A 21,874-nucleotide genomic window follows, 5' to 3' on the forward strand; every position below is an offset into this window, starting at 1 on the left:
CGGCTTTAAATCTATCCAAAATATCATATCGCAAACCCCGGTCCGGTTACACCAAAAAAGTTAACCTATCTTGGGAGTGTTCGCGTTATGGCCTATTGTCATTGAAAACTCTGTGATTGCCAGGGAACTGGGGCCGCACCCTAGGGATTGAGCATGAGACTGATCGTCACGCCAACCGGTCGTCCGCGGCGGCGGTCATAGTCCCTCGCCGCAGCGCTCAGGGCCGAACGCAGGACCTCTGTCCGGTCTCCCTTCACCCGCAACGTGAGCAGCCAGCGAAAGCGGTTTTCCACCTTGGCCACCGGCGCCGGCGCCGGTCCCCACACGTCGAAGCCTTCTGTGTCCACCCGGATCTGGGCCTGCGCAACCGCCAGGTCACGAAGGATCTCGGCCCACGTGTCGGCGGCCAGCCGGACGAGGGGCTCCTCGGGACCGGAAAACAGCACCCGCGCCAGCCGGGCGAAGGGCGGATAACTCAGTTGTTGCCGTAATTCGATTTCCCGGCGAAAAAACCCTTCATAGTCATGGAACTGCACCGCTTGCAGGCAGTAATGCTCGGGACAGTAGGTCTGCAGGATCACCTGGCCCGGATCACGGGCCCGTCCGGCCCGTCCGGCCACCTGGGAGAGCAACTGGAATGTCCGTTCGGCGGCGCGAAAATCGGAGATGTGCAGGGACGCATCTGCGGCGAGAACACCCACCAAGGTCACCCGCGGGAAATCGAGACCTTTGGCGATCATCTGGGTCCCGACGAGGATCGGCGCTTCGCCACGGCCAAAGGCGTCCAGGACCGGCGCAATCCCCTCCCGTTCGGCCACGTCGCGGTCCATGCGCAACACAGGCACGCCGGGGAAGCTGGCCCGCAGCTCCTCTTCGATCCGCTGGGTGCCGGCGCCGAAATAACGAATCGCCCGGCTCCGGCAATGGGGACAGGTCTGGGGCACATCCTGCCGGTAGTTGCAGTAGTGACAGTGCAACTGCTCCCCCTGGCGGTGGTAGACGAGAGAGATGGAACAACGGGGACAGGTCACCACGGTCCCGCACTCGCGACAGATGACAAAAGTAGAAAACCCGCGCCGGTTCAGGTAGAGGATCACCTGCTGCCGCCGCTGCAACCGCTCTTCCACCGCCGCCAAGAGGCTGCGGGAGAGCATCCCCTTGTTCCCGTCGGCCAACTCGCTGCGCATATCGATCACATCGACCGGGGGGAGTTGGCCGCCCGCCGGCCGCTGCCGCAACTGCAAGAGCCGGAAGCGGCCCGAGAGCGCCTGGGCGTATGTTTCCAGGGCCGGTGTGGCCGAACCGAAGACGACGACAGCGCCGCAGTGACGCGCCCGCTCGACGGCCGCCTCCCGGGCGTGGTATTTCAGGTCGTTCTCCTGCTGGTAGGAGGGTTCATGCTCCTCATCGACGATGATCAGGCCCAGCCGGGGCAGCGGCGCAAAGACGGCCGAGCGGGCGCCGACGACGAGGTCGGCGTCACCGCGGTGGATGCGCTGCCATTCCTGCCGCCTGGCCGCGTCGGCGAGGCCGCTGTGCAGGAGGGCCACTGCGTCGCCGAAGCGTTCACGCAAACGACGTTCTGTCTGGGGCGTCAAGGCGATTTCCGGCACCAGCAACAGGGCCTGGCGGCCTTGGGCCAGCGCCTCGCCGATGGCCCGGATGTAGACCTCCGTCTTGCCGCTGCCGGTCACGCCATGGAGCAAAAAGGGGCGCCTGTCAGAGGCGGCGGCGCCCGGGCCGCTCACGGTCATCTCGGCAAGGGCCTTCGTTAAAAAGTGGACCGCCCGCTCTTGATCGGGAGTGAGGATGGGTTCCGCAAAAGCGGGATCGCCGCCGGCCGCCGATTTTGACGGGCTGCCCATCCCTGACTCACCGGCCGTTTTCCCGGCATGTTCCCGCATTGTCGCCGAGTCCTTTTTCTGCGTCGCCTCAGAAGGAATGGCCGCCTTGACCGCTTTGGGCAGCAGTCGACGGACAACAACCAGCCCGGCGGCGACGAGCCGTTCGATCACCGCCGGCGGCACAGCGATCGCCTTTCCCGTCAGGGAGGCGTATTTCATCCGCCGCTGGGGCGCCCGGGCGAGGCGACGGAGCAATCCGGCGCATTCCAGATCGATCCCTTCCCAGAAGGCGATCGTCTCCTCGTCGGGCCGGCTGGCGAGGAACACCCAAGCGGCCGGCCGGACAGGCGGACCGGGCGGCGCCATCAGCCGCAGCACGTCAGCCATCGTCCCCAAGGTTTCCCGGGCCAGCCAGGGCACGAGGGCGATCAGATCGTCCCCCAGCCGGTAGCTGCCGTTGACCGCCTCGACCGGCTGCAGCGCGAAGGCTTTTTCCGTCTCCGCCGTGGCGGCCTCCAGGCCAAGGACCCAGCCACGGATGAGTTTGCCGTGAAAGGCGACCCAGACCTCCCGCCCCGGCAGAACCTCCTCCGCGAGGGCGTCGGGGATGCGGTAATGAAAGACCCGGTCCAGATCCCGGTGCGGGATGTCGACGATCACCTGCGCGAGTTCGGGCCGCTGTCTGGGCTCCATACCGTGACCACCCCTGCCGCTACTGTATTACTCTTGCCAAAAAAGAGGCGTCGCTTACTCCATTATACCAGGGGACGCAAGGGGGGAATAAAAAAGCCCGGAGTCTTGGCTCCGGGCGTCCATGTCGGTCTTACAGGCCGGCCAGTTTCTTCAGCGCCTCTACCTTGTCGAGACGCTCCCAGGGGAGATCCAGGTCGATGCGGCCGAAGTGGCCGTAGGCGGCCGTCTGGCGGTAGATGGGGCGGCGCAGTTGCAGTTCCTTAATGATGCCGGCGGGACGGAGGTCGAAGACCTCTTTGACCCACTTTTCAATGTTCGCTTCGTCCACCTTGGCGGTGCCGAAGGTCTCGACCATGACCGACACAGGGCGGGCGACGCCGATGGCGTAGGCCAACTGGATTTCACAGCGGTCAGCCAGGCCGGCGGCGACGACGTTCTTGGCCACGTGACGGGCGGCATAGGCGGCAGAGCGGTCCACTTTTGTGGGGTCCTTGCCGGAGAAAGCGCCGCCGCCATGACGGGCCATGCCGCCGTAGGTGTCGACGATGATCTTGCGGCCTGTCAGACCGGCGTCGCCTTGAGGCCCGCCGATGACGAAACGGCCGGTGGGGTTGATGAAGTAGCGGGTCTTGTTGTCCAGCAGGCCTTGCGGGATGATGGGCATAATGACGCGCTCGATCAGATCGGTTTTGATGGTCTCGAGGGAGACCTCCGGCGAATGTTGGGCCGAGATGACAACGGTGTCCACACGAACCGGCTTATCGCCGTCATACTCGACAGTGACCTGGGTCTTGCCGTCGGGACGGAGGTATTCCAGTTCCGCCGTCTTGCGAACCTCGGAGAGGCGGCGGGACAGCTTATGGGCCAGGGAGATGGTCATGGGCATGTACTCTTCGGTCTCGTTGGTGGCATAGCCGAACATCATGCCTTGGTCGCCGGCGCCGGTGGCTTCGATTTCGCTTTCGCTCATCTCGCCGTTCCGGGCTTCCAGCGCCTTGTCAACACCCATGGCGATATCGGCTGACTGCTCGTCGATGGAGGTGAGGACGGCGCAGGTTTCACAGTCAAAACCAAACTTCGCGCGGGTGTAGCCGATCTCGCGGATCGTCTGGCGCACGACTTTGGGAATATCGACATAGCACTTGGTGGTGATCTCGCCGGCAACCAGCACCAGGCCAGTCGTCACCGACGTTTCACAGGCCACCCGAGCCATGGGGTCTTGTCCAAGGATCGCGTCGAGTACGGAGTCCGAAATCTGGTCGGCCACCTTATCGGGATGGCCCTCGGTGACAGATTCCGACGTAAAGAGACGTTTACGGCTCAAATCTGTTTCCTCCTTCACGGCTTTCGCTGAAAAATGTAGGGGTCTAGGCAAATATGCCCCTCAATGGCTTTCCTTCCTAGATTAACAAGGACGGTGGAGAAAAACAAGGGCATTAATCACAACTGTTGGCGAAGATTTGAATAACCCGATCAAATATTCGACAAGCCACTTCATCCTTCGTCATCAGGCCCAAGGTCTCCTTGCCGCCTTGACGGTCGAAAAGGGTGACGATGTTCGTATCGACGCTAAAACCGGCCCCCGGCGTTGTCACATCGTTGGCGACCATGAGGTCCAGGTTCTTGCGCCGCAGCTTGTCCAGGGCATGGGCCTCCAGGTCGTTTGTTTCAGCGGCAAAACCGACGAGGACCTGGCCTCGCTTTCGCCGACCCAGCTCCGCCAGGATGTCGGGCGTCCGGACCAGTTCCAAAAAGAGCCGGTCGGCCTGCTTTTTCATCTTCTGTTCCGCCGGCGCCGCCGGACGGTAGTCGGCCACAGCGGCCGCCTTGACGACCACATGGACAGCGTCGAACCGCTCAATGACGGCCTTGTGCATCTCTTCGGCCGACTCGACAGGCACAACCTCAGCGCCCTCCGGCAGGGGCAGTCTCGTCGGCGTCGTCACCAGGGTCACTTCGGCGCCCCGCCGGATCGCCTCCCGGGCCAGGGCATAGCCCATCTTGCCCGAGGAGCGGTTGGAGATGTAGCGGACAGGGTCGATGGCCTCACGGGTCCCGCCGGCGGTGATCAGCACACGGCGGCCAGCCAGATCGCGCCGGGACACGACAGTGCCGCCCTTCTCATCAGGCCCTTCAAGCGTTTCAAGCGCTTCCAGAGAATCCTGTGCTTCTTCAACTTCGAAAAAGGCCGCATCGTTCGTCCCACCGGGTTCGGACGGCGTCGCCCGCCCTGCCAGCGTCTCCTCGATGGCCCCCAGGATCTGCTCCACCTCGGCGAGCCGACCTTTCCCCGTTACGCCGCAGGCGAGCCGTCCCACGCCCGGTTCGACGATGACAGCGCCGCGCGCTTCAAGGACGGCCAGGTTTTCCTGCACCGCCGGGTGGTTGAACATGTTCACATTCATGGCCGGAGCGATGATCAGGGGTGAGCGGATGGCCAAGAGTGTCGTCGATAGAAAATCATCGGCGATGCCGCAGCGCAGCTTGCCGATGATGTTGGCTGTCGCCGGCGCCAACACAAAAAGGTCTGCCGCGTCGGCGACAGACACATGCGCCACGTTCCACTGCTTCGGCTCATCAAACATCTCTGTGATGACAGGCCGGCCCGAAAGGGTTTGAAAAGTCAACGGTCCCACAAAACGGGTCGCCGAAGCCGTCAGGATCACCTGTACCTGGGCGCCGGCCTTGACGAGGCGACTCACCAGGTCACAGGCCTTGTAGGCGGCGATGCCGCCGGAGACGCCGACAACGATCAGCCTGCCCTTCAGGATGTTCTCCTTTGCCAGGTTGGTTTCCCTTGCCGGGATGTTTTCTTGGGAATGCCCTTTTTCCGACTGTCTCACTTGATGCCGCCCTTCGCTTGCCGGTAGGTCACCTTGCCATCGACGATCTCATGCAAGGCAACGCTGACCGGCTTGGCGGACTTGGCCGCACTGACGAGAGGGTCCTGATTTTCCACCAGCGCGCGGGCCCGTTTGGCCGCCAGCACCACCAGGGTGTACTTGCTGTCCACTTTTTCCATCAATTTGTCCAGAGACGGTTGGTTCATGGTCTTCACACCTCCCCAAAGCATTGAGAAAGCTGAAGGCGTTAGTCCAACTTACGGTAGATCCGCGTTTTCTCGGCTTCCACGATCGCCCTCAGGCGGGCAAGCGCCTGTTCCACGTCGTCGTTGATCACGCAGTAGTCGTAGTGGTTGATAAACTCCAACTCCTGCGAGGCCAGGCTCAGCCGTTTTTCGATGACCTCCCGGCTGTCGGTGCCGCGCCCGTAAATCCGGCGCGCCAACTCCTCCAGCGAGGGCGGCGCAATGAAGATCAGCGCCGCTTCGGGGTAGCGCTCCTTGACCTGCAGCGCCCCCTGAATATCGATCTCCAACAGGACGTCTTTTCCGCTGGTCAGCGATGCCTGCACCGGCCCTAGCGGCGTCCCGTAGTAGTTGTCATAGACCTGGGCGAATTCGAGAAAACGGTTTTCCTCGATCTGCCGTTCAAAGTCTGGTTTGCTCAGAAAATAATAATGAATGCCCTCCCGTTCCCCCTCACGGGGCGTACGGGTCGTGGCCGATATGGACAGGGTCAGCTGTGGCAGTTCGCTCAAGAGACGGCGGCTGAGGGTCCCTTTGCCCGCGCCGGAAGGCCCGGACATGACCAGCAGGACGCCGCGGCCCATACGGGCCAGGCAGGATTGGAGGATCTGAACGCCTTTATTCGGCTCCCTCGTCTCCATGTTGGACCGACTCCTTAGCCGACAGGCGGTGCGCCACCGTTTCCGGCTGGACAGCCGACAAGATGACGTGATCGCTGTCAGTGATGATAACGGCCCGGGTGCGCCGCCCGTAGGTGGCGTCGATCAACATCCCCCGATCCCGGGCTTCCTGAATGATGCGCTTGATCGGCGCCGACTCAGGACTGACGATGGCGACAATCCGGCTGGCGGAAACGATGTTGCCAAAACCGATATTGATCAGTTTGATATCCATATCCTGGTTCCTCCTACGTCAGTTTCGCCACCAGCGCGTCCCGCTGCCGGCTGCCGAGCCCCTGCAAGCGCCGTGACTCGTCAATGCCGATGTCGGCCATGATGCGTCGAGCCGTCCGCTTGCCCACCTTCGGCAGCGATTCGAGCAGATAGAGCACTTTCATGCCGCGAACGACCTCGTCGTCCATCCGGTTCAAGACGGTGTCGACCGAGACGGCGCCCGCCTTCAACTGGTTGCGCAATTGGGTGCGCTGGCTGCGCACAGCATGGGCTTTTTTGAGGGCTTCCGATTTTTGTTCCTCCGTGAGCATGGGAACCGCCATCAATGATCCTCCTAAGGTTGCAGGTACGACTCATTCTACGTTTTGCACCTGTTCGCGTATTTTTTCCATTTCGCTCTTCAAATCGACCACATGGCGGGAGATTTCCAGGTCGTTGCTCTTCGATCCGATCGTATTGACTTCGCGGTTCATCTCCTGGACGAGAAAGTCGAGCTTCCGTCCCACCGGTTCGGATGAGGCCAGCGCCTTTTGAAACTGTTCCAGGTGGCTGTTGAGGCGGACGAGTTCCTCGGTGATGTTCGAACGATCGGCAAAAAGGGCCATTTCCATGGCCAGGCGCTGTTCGTCGACAGGTGTCTGCCCGAGCAGTTCCTTGACGCGCTCTTGCAGACGGGCCAGATAGTCTTCGGCGACAAAGGGGGAACGCTCCTCCACCGCTTTGATCCGGTGGCGCAGCGCCGTCAAACGCAAAAAGAGATCCTCCGCCAGGGAGTTCCCTTCCTGGATGCGCATGCCCATCAAGCCTTCGAGGGACTGCCTCGCCGCCGCCTCGACGACGCGCGCCACCTCCTCCATGTCCTCCTCCGGTTCATCGAGGGCGACCACCTCGGGAAGGCTGTAGAGGGCGCTGACACCGACATCGCAAGGCACTTCGAGCTCCTGCGCCAAGTCTTTCAACGATTTATAATATCGAAGGGCCAATTGTTTGTCAACCTTTACCTGCCGGGTCGCTTCCCCGTCAGTTTCCAAGTTGACGAACACATCGACCCTTCCCCGGGAGATGCCCTGAAAAAAGATCTTTTTGATCGCGTCTTCCAGGACCATGTAGGCTTTGGGCAAGCGAACGACCACTTCCGAATAGCGGTGATTCACCGCTTTCGCTTCAACAGTGACGCGCTTTCCCCCGCCACAGGCTTCACCCCGGCCGTAGCCGGTCATGCTCTTGATCACGATGCATCTTCCTTTGCGCGTCGCATGGTCGTCGCTGAACCTCTGAGCCGTCAAGCCGCTAAAAACACCGCTGCGCTGCGCCATCATTTTCGCGTGATAACTTCGACCTGGTTCCGGCAATTCCTTTTTCTGATTGAAAAAAAAGGAGCCGGTCGCCCGGCCCCGCAGGGTTTTTCGGTAATGCAAACATGGCGATGCGGCAATAGCCTTCCCCGGAGGGGCCGCCGCCGATACTCGGCCGCTACGGGCCGTTGTTCGCTAAGCAGCCGAAACCGATGCCCGCGCATTCCCGATGGTTACAGGGGAAAATCGCCGCAAAAGACCTCAACGGCCGGACCGGTCATGTAGACGCGATTGTTCGCTTCACGCCACTCGATGTGCAGCGGGCCGCCAGCCAGGTGAACCGTCACCTGGCGGTCTGTGCAGCCATTGAGGACTGAGCCGACGACGGTGGCGCAGGCGCCGGTGCCGCAGGCCAGCGTGGGACCGGCGCCCCGTTCCCAGACGCGCATCTGCACCTCATCGGGGGCGATGACCTGCACAAATTCGACGTTCGTCTTCTGCGGAAAGGCCGGGTGGATCTCCACCTGGGGACCCAGGGTGGTCACAGGCGCTTCATTGATGTCATTGACGTAAATGAGGCAGTGGGGGTTGCCCATGGAGACGGCCGTCACCCGGACCGCCTCATCGCCGACAGCCAGTTCCTGATTGACGGCAGGTCCTTCGGGACCGACCATGGGGATCTGATGGCGCTGCAGGCGCGGCTCGCCCATATCGACACAGACGCCAGTCACAGCGCCCGTCTCGTCGGTGATGATCTCGGGAACGATGATCCCGGCCAGGGTTTCCACCTCGATGCGGCGCTTGGCGACGATGCCCCGCTCGTAGACAAAACGGGCCAGGCAGCGAATGCCGTTGCCGCACATCTCCGGTTCGGAGCCGTCGGAGTTGAGGATGCGCCAGCGGATGTCGGCCTTGTCCGAAGGGAAGACCAGGATCAACCCGTCGCCGCCGATGCCATAGTGGCGGTCACACATGCGGACGGCGATCGCTTCCCAGTCCGTGCGGTCCAACAGGGGGGGTTCCATGGCGTTGACAATGATGAAGTCATTGCCGAGGCCGTGCATTTTTACGAATTCCATCGACGATGCCACCTTTCCGGGATTCAATCTTTTCCTTATATAGTGCCTCAAAAGAGGAGAGCCTCTGTGACATTGGTTTCCCCGGGCCCAGCGCGCCTATTGGCCGTATAAGGCCCGCCCTCCGCCGCGCTGGCTGAATGGCCGCAGAACAAAGTGGCGAAGACCGGCCAGCAGCAGCCAGCCGCCGGAGAAGAAGAGGACGACGAGCCAGTGAGTCGGCTCCAGGGGAACGGTTTGAAAGATCCGCTGCAACGGCGGCAGGTACACGACAGCCAACTGCATCAGGGCGGAAAGGGTGACGGCCCCGACGAGGCTGGGGTTGGTGAACCAGCCCAATTCAAAGATGGAGTAGCGATCTGACCGGCAGTCAAAAACATAAAAGAGTTGGAAAAAGGTCAACGTGCAGAAGGCCATCGTCCGGGCCAGGGGCAAGTCGCCCAGGTAGATGCCCCAGGCGAAGACAGCCAAGGTGGCCAGTCCGCAATAGGTTCCCCAGATCAAAATATTCCGCCCCAGGCCGCCGGCGAGTATCCGCTCCTTCGGGTGGCGCGGCGGCCGGCCCATCACGTCCGGATCAGGCGTGTCCACGCCCAACGCCATGGCCGGCAACCCGTCGGTAACGAGGTTGACCCAGAGCAGTTGCACCGGCAGCAGCGGCAAGGGAAGCGCCAGGAGGCTGGCCAGGAACATGACCAGCACCTCGCCAGCGTTGCAAGACAGGAGGTAGCGGATAAACTTGCGGATATTGTCATAGATGGCGCGACCCTGCTCGACAGCGGTGACGATGGTGACGAAGTTGTCGTCTGAGAGGACCATGGAGGAGGCCTCTTTCGTCACATCTGTGCCCGCCTTGCCCATGGCGACGCCGATGTCGGCCTCCTTGACGGCAGGGGCGTCGTTGACGCCGTCGCCGGTCATGGCCACCACATGGCCCCGCGACTTCAAGGCCCGGACGATGCGCAGCTTGTGGGCCGGCGAAACGCGGGCGTAGACGGCGACGCGGGGCGCCTTTTCCTCCAGTTGCTTGTCGTCCAGCTCATCGAGACAAGCGCCGGTGAGCACCTCGTCAGACCGGTTGCTGATGCCCAGTTCCCGGGCGACGGCCAACGCCGTCACCGGATGGTCGCCGGTGATCATGATCGTGCGGATGCCCGCTTGACTGCAGCGCGCCACGGCCTGGCGGACGCCGGGCCGGGGCGGATCCATCATGCCGGCCAGCCCGAGGAAGGTCAGATCCTCCTCGGCGATCTCCTGCAGCTTTTCCACCGCCATTCCCGCCGGGAGGGGCCGGCAAGCGAGCGCCAGCACCCGCAGGGCCTCATTGGCCATCCGTTCGTTTTCATCGACGATCCGGCGGCGGCGCTCATCGTCAAGGGGCGCTTCCGCTCCGTTCCAGCGGACGAAGGCGCAACGGGAAAGAACCGTCTCGGGTGCGCCCTTGACAAGGGCCATCATCTGACCTTTGCCGTCGCGCACGATGACGGTCATGCGCTTGCGATCCGAGTCAAAAGGCAGTTCCTCGACACGAACAAATTCAGCTTCGACATCTTGATGGAGAAATCCTCCTTTGGCTGCCAGGACCAGGAGCGCCCCCTCGGTGGGATCGCCCGTGAGGCGCCAGTCCTTTGCCGGGGCTTCCCCGTCGCTCTTCTTGCGACTTCCCCAGAAGGGGATGTTCTTGCCTGTGCTGGTGGTCTCGCCGCCGGTGAGCCGGGCGTTGTTGCAGAGCAGGGCGGCGCGAAAGAGATCGTCCAGATCCGACCAGCCTGTCCCGGTCGTGGCGCTTCCCACCCCGCTTGAAGGCCCCGTGCGGGTCGCGCCGCCGGTGACAGCAGCAGCGCCGGCGATTCGACTTCCCGCGCCTTCGGCGCCAGCCGCCAAATCATGTCGCTCGGCAAAAAACTCGCCCACCGGCTCGATCCCCTGCCCGCTCACATCGACGCGTTCACCGGAGACCCAGACTTGGCGAACCGTCATCTGGTTCTGGGTCAGGGTGCCCGTCTTGTCGGAACAGATGGCGGTGGCGCAGCCCAGCGTCTCCACTGCCGGCAGCTTGCGGACGATGGCGCGGCTGCGGATCATCCGCTGCACCCCGATGGCGAGGACGATGGTGACGATGGCCGGCAGCCCCTCAGGGATCGCCGCCACCGCCAGGCTGACGCCGGTGAGGACCATGCGATAGACCGGTTCGCCCTGATAAAGACCGATGAAGACGACGACAAGGCAGATGGCCAGGCAGAGGACGACGAGGATCTTGCCCAGTTCATCGAGGCGGCGCTGCAAGGGCGTCATGTCGTCGCCGACAGACTCGATCAGGTGGGCGATGCGGCCCATCTCCGTCTGCATCCCTGTAGCCACGACGAGACCGCGCCCGCGGCCGCGGGTGACGCTGGTTCCTGAAAAAGCCATGTTGTCCATGTCGCCGATGCCCACGCCGGCCGTTTCGATCGGCTCGGGCTGTTTACAGACAGGAAGGGACTCGCCGGTGAGGGGCGACTCGTCGATCTCCAGGTCATGAACCTCCAGAAGGCGCATGTCGGCCGGCACCCGGTCGCCGGCCTCCAACAGCACCACATCGCCGGGAACCAGTGTATGGGCCGCCAGGCGCTGCTCGCGGCCATCGCGGAGCACCGTCGCCTCCGGCGCCGTCAGTTTTTTCAAGGCCTCCAAGGACTGTTCGGCCCTGTACTCCTGGACAAAACCGAGAACAGCGTTCATCACCACAATGAGCAGGATGGTGACCGCATCGGCCATCTCGCCCAAAAAGGCGGAAATGGCTGTCGCCGCCAACAGCACCAGGATCATGAAGTCAGTGAACTGCGCCAGGAGACGCCGCCACAAGGGCACGGCTTCGGCCTCCCGGAGGGCGTTTGGCCCCATGCGCGCCAACCGCGCCTCGGCCTCGCGGCCATTCAGCCCTTGCGGGCCCGCGATCAGCGTCCGGCACAACTCCTCATAGGTGAGCTGGTGCCAGGGCTTGTCCGGGGCGGCGACCGTCTCCGGCCCCGAACGACCATGGCCTTTTCGTTTCATCTGCGTTCCCCCGTTTCCTTTTGATTGGCATGCGCCACCGGCATGCGGGATTTCGCGGGCCGCCCCCGGAAATGGACGGGCTCCCCCCTTGTCCTATTTCTATGATTGGAAAGGACTGTCAATGCCACCCCTTCCAATTGCCGCCAACAGGGCGGCCATGCTATGATGAGGGGCGAACGTGATAAGGAGGGCATATGCCATGGCACTCGACGGACTTACTCTGACCACCATCATCGATGAACTGAGACCGGCGCTCCTGGGCGGGCGGATCGACCGCATCGTCCAGCCCCTGCCGGAAGAGATACACCTGATCGGCCGCACCGGCCACACCAACTGGCGCCTTCTTCTGTCGGCCCACCCTGTGACCGGGCGCATCCATCTGACGAAAAAAAACAAGCCCAACCCGACCCAGCCGCCCCTCTATTGCATGGTCCTGCGCAAACACTTGGAGGGCGGGCGCATCCGCGCCGTCGAACAAGCGCCCTGGGAGCGGGTCGTCCGCCTGCGCTTTGACGGCAGCGACGAACTGGGCGGCCGGACGGAAAAGAGCCTGATCCTGGAGATCATGGGCAAACACTCGAACCTGATCCTCGTCGACGACGCCACGGAGACGATCATCGACGGCATCCGCCGTTACAGCCACGCCGTGAGCCGCCACCGGGAGGTGCTGCCCGGCCGGACCTACATCGCCCCGCCTGATCCGAATAAAAAAGCCCCGTCGGATGTGACCGACGAGACCCTGGCGGAACTTGTATGGAAGCACGACGAAAACACGCCCGTGGAAAAAGCGCTCCAGCAAAACCTGATGGGCGTCAGCCCGGAAACAGCGCGCGAGATCTGCCACCGCGCCGGGCTGGGCCGCGACGCCGTCGCCGGCGAATGCGGCCGCTACGAATTCAGCCGCCTCGCCCTGGCCTTGCGGGACCTGGTGTCCCTGGTGGAGCGCCAGGAGGCGACGCCGGAGATCGTCTGGCAAACGGGCGCAGGCGCGCCAAAGACCTTCGCCCCCTGGCCGCTGACCCACCTGGACCCTGCCCTGCGCCGGGAACAGATGGACAGCGTCAACGAGGCCGCCGACCGCTTCTACCACAGCAAGGACGATCTGGAAAAACTGGCGGCCAAACGGGCCGCCCTGGTCAAGCGCATCGCCAACGAATGGGACCGGGCGCATCGACGCAAGACGAGCCAGGAAAAGGACATCGCCTCAGCGGAAAAAGACCTCGTCTGCCGCACCTGGGGCGACCTGCTCTTAGCCAACCTCTATCGCGTCCAGCCGGGCGACACCTCCATCACCGTAGCGGATCTGATCGACCCGGAAAAAACGTATGTGATCGAACTGGAGCCCTCCCTTTCGCCGTCGGAGAACGTGCAGGATCTCTACAGCCGTTACAACAAAGCCCGCCAGACGGTGCTGCTGGCGACAGAGCAAAAAGAAAACACCGCCCAGGAGGTGGCCTACCTAGATACGGTGCTGATCGCTTTGGAACAGGCGGAGAGCCTGGGCGATCTGGAGGAGATCCGCCAGGAGTTGGTGACGAGCGGGTATCTGCCCGATGAGGGCGGCAAGGGGAAGGCTGGGAAAAGTGGGAAAGCTGGCGGCGGGAAGGGCGCTGGCGCTGGCGGCAAGGCTGGTAAAGCGGGCGGTAAGGGTGGCAAAGGCGGAAAAGGCGCTGGCGGGAAAGGCAACAAAAGCGGTAAGGGCGGCGCTGCCGACTCGGAAGGACCGCCGAAACCGATGACGGTGACGACCGAAGATGGCTGGACGATCTGGATCGGCCGCAACAACCGCCAGAATGACTACCTGACGATGAAGCTGGCCCGCGACAAGGACATCTGGCTGCACACGAAGGACATCCCCGGTTCCCACGTGGTCATCCCCATCCGGGACCAGCGCCCCCTCCCCGACGCGGTGCTGGAACTGGCGGCCTCCTACGCCGCCTACTTCAGCCGCGCCCGCGAGGCGGACAAGGTGCCTGTCGACTATACGGAGCGACGATATGTACGCAAGCCCTCGGGGGCGAAGCCTGGATTTGTGATTTATGATCATCAGCAGACGGTGTGGGTGAGGCCGAGGGGGGAACAACAGTGACTTAACATACCAAAAATTTTATGCAACATCTTTAATATCAAGTACTATTAATCTCATTATGTGTTCTTCATCAAATGGATTTGACTCATAGTAACAAACAGCTTGTATGCGTACTTTTCTGTTTCGCATAGAAGAAATAGTAGTCATTTTTATACGATCGTACGTCTCAAAACTATACGAACCCCCGGGGATAGTCTGATCAGGAAAGACATAAAGTCTCCCCGTGTTGGTGTCTTTATCAAACTTGTAAATATCAACATTTATGCTTATTTCTTTGTCTTCAATTTTAACAACGTTATCAAAGAACCCTCTATCTTTTAGCCCTAGTTCAACATAGCATTTATTTTCATCAGATAATTTTATGCTTTCTATTCCGTTTTCTTCAATTGTGTTTGTTAACCTTTTATAGTATTCTCTTGCACCTTGTGCTATGTGATAAGTTTCTTGGTCTATTATCATGCTTTCTTCTCCTGCTTCCACAACGTATGTATTGAAAGATACTTCATGAAAAGTCGGCTCAAGGCCCCTTTTTTTCATCCCATAGATAAGTCTCAAGTATTTATATGCATACTCAGTGTAAGCTACAATAGATTTGGCATTTATAATTGGTATTAATGGCAAGATTAGCTGATCTTTTAAAAAAACTAAAATATCTAGATCAGCTATGAAGGATCCCTTTGAAAACCGAGTTGCTTGTATTTGATATTGCTTTCTATCTTGTTTTACTAGTCGACTTCTATTGTTCAAAACAAGATATGTCCGATCAATAATGTGTTGTATTTCAGTTAACACAGTAGTAACATCATGTAAAATAAAGGATTCAGCATTTCCTTCTATACTTAACCTAATAGATAACTTGTCCATTTTTTATTTCTCCTTCCCTGATTTAGTATTTTCCGTAGAAACAACCGGTGTATTTTGCTCACGCATTATATGCAAGAGTGTTTCAACCTTTTTCCATCCTATCTCTTCTAAAAACTCATCTTTGTTGACCTTCATACTTAATGAATTTAAAAACGAATCAATCCAGGCGTGATATTCCCATCCTATCGAGAATAATGATCTTCTTTTAAATCTTACAAAAACTTGTATTTCGACATAGTAGTGAGTTATTAAATTACCGTTATTGACTTTTAAGTAATACCTATCAAATAGCTCCGGAAGGGTTGTGCTAAATCCGTCAAATATAATGCGGAATTCTATTTCTATCATGGGTGTAGAAATTGTGATAATTCCGTCATCTTTTCTTGTTGTTACACTATCTTGTGGGAGTGTTAATTCAAAACGCCTGTATACTGCACCATTACAAAATGCCATATGTAAAACCTGCTCTTTATCAGTACATTTAATTATTTTTAGAATTTTTTTACTCCCATCTTCATTAATAAATGCCTCTCGTTCGTCTGTAGGTGTTGTAAACAAGTCTAAGATTCTGTTCTTTCTTAGGTCACTTATGTTGTCCCGGTTATATATGCAAAGCTTGTATCCTTTTTTGTTGGCAAAAAAATCAGACAAATGGGCTGATAAATTTTCCAACAAATAATATTCAATAGCCTCTAATAACAATTTTTTTGAATTAATTTGTTGGTTATTTTGGTTATTTGGCGAAACCATATTAAGACTATCTTTTTCCCAATTCAACTTAAGCGCCTTTTTCTCTAAGAACGTTGATGATAAAATTTTAGGTATTTCTTCACCAAAATCGTAACCAGGTATATTTACTAATTGTTTCGTTTGCTTGTTAAATATTAGTACACAAGGAAACACAACTTTGCACTTCATTGATCTGAATTTTTTTGCAAAAAGGACACTTAGCGGAATAAATATAAGGGCTAATCCTATACAAAGCCAAGTTAATTTAGAAATATCATTTAGCTCAAATAAATAATTTGTTAAAAGATTTGTTCCAAATGCTAATAAAAACGCAACCAAGAATAATTCAAAAAAAATTGACCTTTGATTTAAAAAAGTATTGACAACATAATGCCCCATGTTATTTGTTTTCTTCATAACAACCTCCACCTTTACAACAACAAGAATACTGGGTATTTATTATTTGTAATATTTTGTAAGGATAATATAGTGTGTATTTATTATAAAGCACTTCAATAATTTCGTCACTATACGATAGTTATTTTCACACGTTCCTGCCCCAAATGTGCCCTTCCTCCCCCCATCTCTTAAGCGTCGCCGTCACAGCCGCAACGCATCTTATAATGTTGAATTCCAACTCGCTGAACAAGGGTTTTAACATGAGAATTTGCGGAATGTGGGCTTATCCAGTTCGTGCGTTAAGAAACTAAGAGGTGCCCCCCTAAATACGAGGCACCTCTCTTTGTTATGCAAAGACTTATTCTCAGCAGGATATTGTTAGTCTAAGTACGAGGTTTATCGAAAAATCTCATCCATCCTGTATGTCAACCTATGTGCGCTTGGCCAACCAGCCTTTACAAACACATCGAGCAGTTCCAGAAGTGTACGCCGACAATCTGGATTGTTCCGGAAGATCCCTCGATACTCCGCTAGGTAGCGCTCGACGATCCTGACAACCAAATCGGCGGCCATAGAGTCGTACTGATAACCTCCTTCTTGACCAACAAATACGGTGCGACCAATACGGAGGAACACTCTAACCGGATCCACTGGCACTAGGTACTCTAGCGTCTCTAGTAGATGGTGGGTGACTCTGGCAAAGGAGAAATCCGCCAGTACATCAAGCACCTCGCCGGCTTCGGCCAAGAAGAGTCTTTGACTGTCCGGGCTGAGCGAAATCGCATTTGTATCCTCCAAAGCCTGCTTGTTATGGTAGGCGCCCGAAGAAAAGTAGACATCCATGCTTGCGGTATTAACAATTTGGGCTAGGTCACGGGCCTGTTGCTGTAGCTCCTCCGACCACCCGCCTTGTTCTTGTGCCAGTGCCACGAGAAGCCTCCACTGTTCCTTGGCTACCTGCAACACCTGTAGCAGAACGGTCCACGTTCTTTTCCGAACAGACAACCGTTCGGGTTTGGTGGGTTCCACCAAACCGATCGTCAACGTGTCACGTAACTCGGCCACGAAGCGGTGGCATTCGACAGAGTGAGTCAACGGATTCGTAATGATAGGCTGGAGCATTTCTCCGGCACCTACATGGGCCTGCCATAGAAACAATCCCCCGAAGATCTCCACACATGCCACCCGGAGGGGCTTACACGGGGATGTACGGTCGAAGATTTGCCGCACCAATTCAATAATCTTATCGGGATGTTCGCTTGCCAATGGAGCAAGGACAACATGTAGTAGGCCATGTAGCACCCCACGATTTGATTCCTTCATTACCACACGATCAATCAGCCCCCACATGACGGCGTTGGCAGTCTGATGGAGATTTAGTAACCGAACGATCACTTGATATCGCACGGATGGCACGGGATCACCGACAAAACCCTCCAGAATCGCCAGCAACTCCGGATTTGCACCTGAAGGGAAGCAGGCAAGTTCTGCCAAGCCTGCAGCAGCATAAATGCGTGCAGCGGGTTTACCCCAGTGTGGAGTTTCGTCAAACTCAGCGTCATACTCAGGGCGGCTCCTAGGCTCTGGATGCTGTGATGCTTCCCGCAAGACAGATAGCAAAAACGCACCAGGCTCCTCATCGCAATTAAGGTCGGCACACTTTGCAGCACAGGCACATGCCTCCATCAGATTTCCCCACGAGTGGTTCTGCTGTTTGGGGTGAACACCATCCGCTTCCGCGCTCGATAGGGCGTCCCGAAGCTTACATAGGATGGGTAGAGCATCTTTAACTGCATCTAGGGGTGGCTGAGCGTTTTGATAATCCCTGATGAACAACATAACGGGTTGCTCCAACTCCTGGATTCTACGGTTTGCAGCATCATCAATCGGAACTCCCTGATTAGCCAAATGATCTCTTGCGCTGTACTCTCTTGATATAAAAGTACCCATTCGGAAGGGAGGCACATTTTCTGGGGGGCCACCAGTAGCAGCCAATTTGGAAATTTGCTGGAATGCCTCTGCTGTGAAGACGAGATGTGTCGGGAGGCAACCCAGCAAGCGGTCACGCACCCTCTCGCCTAACTCTAGGAAATCATCGTCAACGGTCGAGGGAATGGAAAGGATGGCACGCTCGATCTTTTCTCGGTCTTCATGGGACAAGTAACTATATACAGCCCGAAGGAAATCCCCCGCTACGTTGCTCGTATCGGGGCACTTTAGAAGCGGCAAAGACCAGCCCAGAGATCGAACCTCCAAACCAAGAAGAGCAGGTGCCTCTGCTCCGCAAATGAGTACACGCCGCCACAAGGCAGCCATTCGGTTGAGCCTGACCAATAAGTTGAGTAGTTGCTGGCGTAGTCTGGTCTGACTCAGATCCACACCAAGGGTCGTAAAATAGGTTTGGAAAGTGTCCATCATTTTTAGAGGTTCATCGTGACGATGCTTAAAGCCACCATCCCAAAATGAGCTATCGTCCTTGCGGATAACCGCCTCGACCCCATCAACCAGAAAGGTCTCCTCATGGACGTTTTCCGGTTGACGAGTATGTCCAGTTAGAACGTGGTGCTCAACTATAGAGATTAGCGCTTGGACAGCTTCAACTGGGGCCTGCTCAATGAAACTTCCGAAATCCTCCCCGAGCTGGTACAAAGCAATATCGTAGTCTTGACGGCGGTTTGAAGTCAAAGGGAGGATGCTGCTTCCGCCGATTAACGTCACACCTTCGCTTCTTTCGACGTAGCCAAACGCCGCGATGTATAGGTCTCGGACAAAGGCGGGGTCGCAGTTCATGATATTCCGGGCTTCGCGAGCCAGCAAGAGCACTTCCTGATAACCGTGCTTTGCTAGATGCTCTACTCGGAGCGCAAACCTCAATAAACTGCTAGAGGCCTTTAGATTGCTGCAATAGGTCTGGCAGACGCAGGTAATGGCGTTTTTGACTAGCCATTCATTCCTTGGTTCTTGTGACCAAACAAACTTCAGGAGATTTCTCGCAGCAACTCCAGCCTGTATCTGCTGCTCATCAGTCAAAGCCGTTAATCTTTCACACAATTGTATAAGTAGCATGCAAACAATGTAGGCCACGTTACGGGAGTTTCGTTGACTCAAATACTCAACAAGGTCGGCCCATGGGCCGGCAGCTTGACCAATCATCCGGCGGGCTATATCAGCAGGCGCCATTGCCAACAGCCCACCGATTACGTGCCGTAATGCTGCCTCAGCGCTGGTCGTTCGCGAAGGGTCCTCAAGGTCATCGAGGATCGTCCTAAGATCAGACATTTTTGCACTGGATGTAGCCGCGATAATAGGGCCAATTAGCTTCCCGACCTCAGGAATACGAGTATCCTCCATGACTCGCAGAACAAGTTCCCAAAAAAGCGAACGGGAGTCATCAAGGGACCAGACGTGCTGGAAGTGCATGTCTAAGCTAGGACGAATGACCAAGACCAGTTCGGGATCAGAAGCCAACCTCTCTGTTAAATCGACTCCGCTTCGGAGTATCAACCGCTCAACCGCAAAGTCAAACACCACATGATGTGCAAACACCAGGTTCGAGTCATCGGGACGTGAAGTAGGCGTAGGTTGCCATTCAAGCAGCACATGCTTGCTGAGAATCTGATCGAGCGCACGGCTTGTCCCTGGGGTAACAACTTGAGCGCGCGAAACGCGCAACATTCGATTCTCCACCATTTGAGAGGCGGCCCGTCGAAGCACCTCCTCCCGAGCGTCACGCTGACCGTCTCGCGGTTGAACTACCCGTTCCTCCCAATACCGGTCAAAGAGCTCAATTTGAGTTCTAATCGGGGTAAGTTCCTCAATGGAGACGCCCTCGCCGAGTAGCTCACCCATAAGACGCAGGTTAAACGGTACCCGCAATAGATGCTTCAGCGTACTATCTGCAGACTCTATAAGGTTTCGCAGTTCTGCGGACCTTGCCGCTACCTCTGAGAGTTCTTCTTCGGAGAATGTAGGAACCTGTACGTGGCAGACTCCGGAGAATTCTGGGTCCTTGTAATCATCGAGAGGCGGCCGCCCGCTAAACACAATGCGGAGATCCCGACTATGTCGTAAGTCGAACTTTCGAATCGACGCAACCACCCGCCACCTGCTCTTGGTTCGTACTATCCGAGCCAAAAGATTCGAGAGCATCTGCGCTGTCCGCTCGGATCGGGCCGCATCCAGGGCGTCGATCACTAGAAAGGCAGGTTGGTCACCGCTCCAGTTTTCGAGGACCTCATCAAGGTCGTGCTCCAGCCCGAGTTGTTCTCTGAGTTGGGATTGCGATTCAGCATCTATTCGATCAACCGCTAGGAATACGGTGTCCCTTCCTTCTTGCAGAAGGGTAGAGACCAAATCGTGCAGTGCTCCCGACTTGCCGGCTCCAGGCTCGCCAACAACAACCATGGACTGATCTTCGACCTGACGTCGTAGTTCTTGAACGCATCGCCGAGTAATCTTAATCTCGGCCTCACCAATTCGAAGTCTGGTCAACTCGCTCAGATCCGTTTCCGTCACCCTGGTCTGCCTTTTGAGCGCCTCCATGTCCTTGCGGTAAATCCAAACAGATGCTGGATTCAGCACGTGATCCCTAATCAGGTCCCTTGCGGCAACGTACACTTGTGCATTGCGATCTAGCGGCTTGGCGATAGAGATGTGATCTTCATCAAGCGGGACTGGACTCGCACCCACTCCGGGATGTGCAGAGGTTGGATTAACAATGAGAAACCCTCCGATGCGCCGCGCCTCATAGTAAGTGCGTGTTTGAACTCCTGCCATTGCATGATTACGATACCATTCGAAAAGATCCCGAAGGTGTGCATTGTGTGCTTGTAGATCTTCAATAGCCAGGGTAGGGAACGCAGCGCGAAAAGATTTTAGGAGTGTGGCGAGGTCTGCTCCTTGGTGAGGCGTAGCAAGAAAGAGGACCGCACAAGTGTTATCAAATATGGATCGCTCTGTAGAAGCCTCAGCAGTATCAAACGACATCCTAAGAATCTGCTTAACGAGAAGACCACCTAGACTATGGCAAATGAACATGATCGGCCGCTTCCCAAGACCATATTGCACAAGTAAGTCTAATACCTGTCGTGCACGGTCCGGAAGGGACATCGCGTATCCGAAGTCACCTGTGCTTTTGGAGAACGATCCGCAGAAGCGTGACCAAACTCGCGCCCATTTTGTCGGGGACGCCGCGTAACCGAGGGACCATACGCCGACTTCAGGAAATTCCTGGCCTACCCAGTTGGGCCAATAGGTTTCAGGATTTTTATCCTGTCGCCATGTATCAAAGGCATCTCCACCAAGACCATGGACAAATACCACGTCTGCCCTTCGCTCTGTATCCTCACAGCCGGAGATTGAGTGCAAACGGCTCAGACCAACCAACTCCCCAAGTTATATATCGGAAGGGTGACTGACTACTCCAGACTGCCCAAACTATTTGTTCGCCACTCGGTATCTTATGTTCGGCGGGGTGTAGGTGCCAGTTCATTCATTAATTAATCATAGAATCAAAGCCGACCAACGAATGCCTAATTTACTTTAATAATAATCTTAATTCGGAATTGCCTGCAACTGTTCTTCAAACAGAAATTAATGGTCTCATTATGTGACGTTGAGCGTCACACCACGGAATCGATATGCTGCGTTTGGAAGTGATAACCGATGCAACCCTTGATTTTATTGGATCGTTAATGGAACAATAGTGAAAAGTCCTTATCCCGCCAGTCGCGCAGATTCGCCCGGTAGTCGGGACTTGGTATTACCAAAGACTTAATGTACTTTGACTCGGTAATTCCTTCCACAACTTGGGAGACACGTGCAAAAACGTTCGGCAGTGTATTGACCGAACGTTTATTTATTAGATTA

At 56.7% G+C, this 21,874-nt stretch carries 14 protein-coding genes; 1 reads left to right on the forward strand and 13 read right to left on the reverse strand.

Translation table 11 applies throughout. The features are described from left to right. Positions 1 to 140: 140 nt before the first annotated feature. The 10 genes from priA to GTO89_RS11085 form a co-directional block, all read right to left on the reverse strand. The gene (gene priA / locus GTO89_RS11040) at positions 141 to 2,537 is read right to left on the reverse strand and encodes a replication restart helicase PriA (RefSeq protein WP_161262133.1); all 2,397 of its coding nucleotides are present in this window, start codon (positions 2,535 to 2,537) and stop codon (positions 141 to 143) included. A gap of 130 nt (positions 2,538 to 2,667) precedes the next feature. Further along, positions 2,668 to 3,861: a methionine adenosyltransferase gene (gene metK / locus GTO89_RS11045; protein ID WP_161262134.1), complete on the reverse strand. Its 1,194-nt coding sequence runs from the start codon at positions 3,859 to 3,861 to the stop codon at positions 2,668 to 2,670. A gap of 112 nt (positions 3,862 to 3,973) precedes the next feature. Next, entirely contained in the window at positions 3,974 to 5,380 is a 1,407-nt protein-coding gene (gene coaBC, locus GTO89_RS11050; RefSeq protein ID WP_328793907.1) for a bifunctional phosphopantothenoylcysteine decarboxylase/phosphopantothenate--cysteine ligase CoaBC, read from the reverse strand. Then, positions 5,377 to 5,586 (reverse strand): DNA-directed RNA polymerase subunit omega, encoded by a 210-nt coding sequence (rpoZ, locus tag GTO89_RS11055; protein ID WP_161262135.1) that lies wholly within the window; start codon positions 5,584 to 5,586, stop codon positions 5,377 to 5,379. The genes coaBC and rpoZ overlap by 4 nt, the downstream gene beginning before the upstream one ends. Before the next feature lie 41 nt (positions 5,587 to 5,627). Further along, on the reverse strand, positions 5,628 to 6,209 hold the full coding sequence (gene gmk / locus GTO89_RS11060) for a guanylate kinase (RefSeq protein WP_161262167.1): 582 nt from the start codon (positions 6,207 to 6,209) through the stop codon (positions 5,628 to 5,630). 34 nt (positions 6,210 to 6,243) lie between these two features. Beyond that, entirely contained in the window at positions 6,244 to 6,519 is a 276-nt protein-coding gene (gene remA / locus GTO89_RS11065; protein WP_161262136.1) for an extracellular matrix/biofilm regulator RemA, read from the reverse strand. 13 nt (positions 6,520 to 6,532) lie between these two features. Further along, a complete protein-coding gene (gene mihF / locus GTO89_RS11070) occupies positions 6,533 to 6,841 on the reverse strand; it encodes an integration host factor, actinobacterial type (RefSeq protein ID WP_161262137.1) in 309 nt (102 codons plus the stop codon). A 30-nt stretch (positions 6,842 to 6,871) separates the two neighbouring features. Next, the gene (locus GTO89_RS11075; protein ID WP_161262138.1) at positions 6,872 to 7,750 is read right to left on the reverse strand and encodes a YicC/YloC family endoribonuclease; all 879 of its coding nucleotides are present in this window, start codon (positions 7,748 to 7,750) and stop codon (positions 6,872 to 6,874) included. A gap of 296 nt (positions 7,751 to 8,046) precedes the next feature. Next, positions 8,047 to 8,892, reverse strand: a complete 846-nt coding sequence (gene dapF / locus GTO89_RS11080) for a diaminopimelate epimerase (RefSeq protein ID WP_161262139.1) — start codon at positions 8,890 to 8,892, stop codon at positions 8,047 to 8,049. 96 nt (positions 8,893 to 8,988) lie between these two features. Then, positions 8,989 to 11,925, reverse strand: a complete 2,937-nt coding sequence (locus tag GTO89_RS11085) for a cation-translocating P-type ATPase (protein WP_161262140.1) — start codon at positions 11,923 to 11,925, stop codon at positions 8,989 to 8,991. Between the two features lie 199 nt (positions 11,926 to 12,124). Here GTO89_RS11085 and GTO89_RS11090 point away from each other — a divergent pair, with 199 nt between their 5' ends. Continuing rightward, entirely contained in the window at positions 12,125 to 14,014 is a 1,890-nt protein-coding gene (locus tag GTO89_RS11090) for an Rqc2 family fibronectin-binding protein (protein WP_161262141.1), read from the forward strand. Positions 14,015 to 14,032: 18 nt separating this feature from the next. On the opposite strand, the gene GTO89_RS11095 is transcribed toward GTO89_RS11090, so the two are convergent. From GTO89_RS11095 to GTO89_RS11105, 3 genes are all read right to left on the reverse strand, one after another. After that, complete coding sequence (locus tag GTO89_RS11095) at positions 14,033 to 14,878, reverse strand: hypothetical protein (RefSeq protein WP_161262142.1); 846 nt, start codon at positions 14,876 to 14,878, stop codon at positions 14,033 to 14,035. A gap of 3 nt (positions 14,879 to 14,881) precedes the next feature. Continuing rightward, entirely contained in the window at positions 14,882 to 16,024 is a 1,143-nt protein-coding gene (locus GTO89_RS11100; protein WP_161262143.1) for a hypothetical protein, read from the reverse strand. A 378-nt stretch (positions 16,025 to 16,402) separates the two neighbouring features. Then, positions 16,403 to 21,328, reverse strand: coding sequence for a P-loop NTPase family protein (locus GTO89_RS11105; RefSeq protein ID WP_161262144.1), 4,926 nt, complete (start codon positions 21,326 to 21,328; stop codon positions 16,403 to 16,405). Positions 21,329 to 21,874 lie beyond the last annotated feature (546 nt).

Source organism: Heliomicrobium gestii (assembly GCF_009877435.1).
GTDB classification, from domain to species: Bacteria; Bacillota; Desulfitobacteriia; order Heliobacteriales; family Heliobacteriaceae; genus Heliomicrobium; species Heliomicrobium gestii.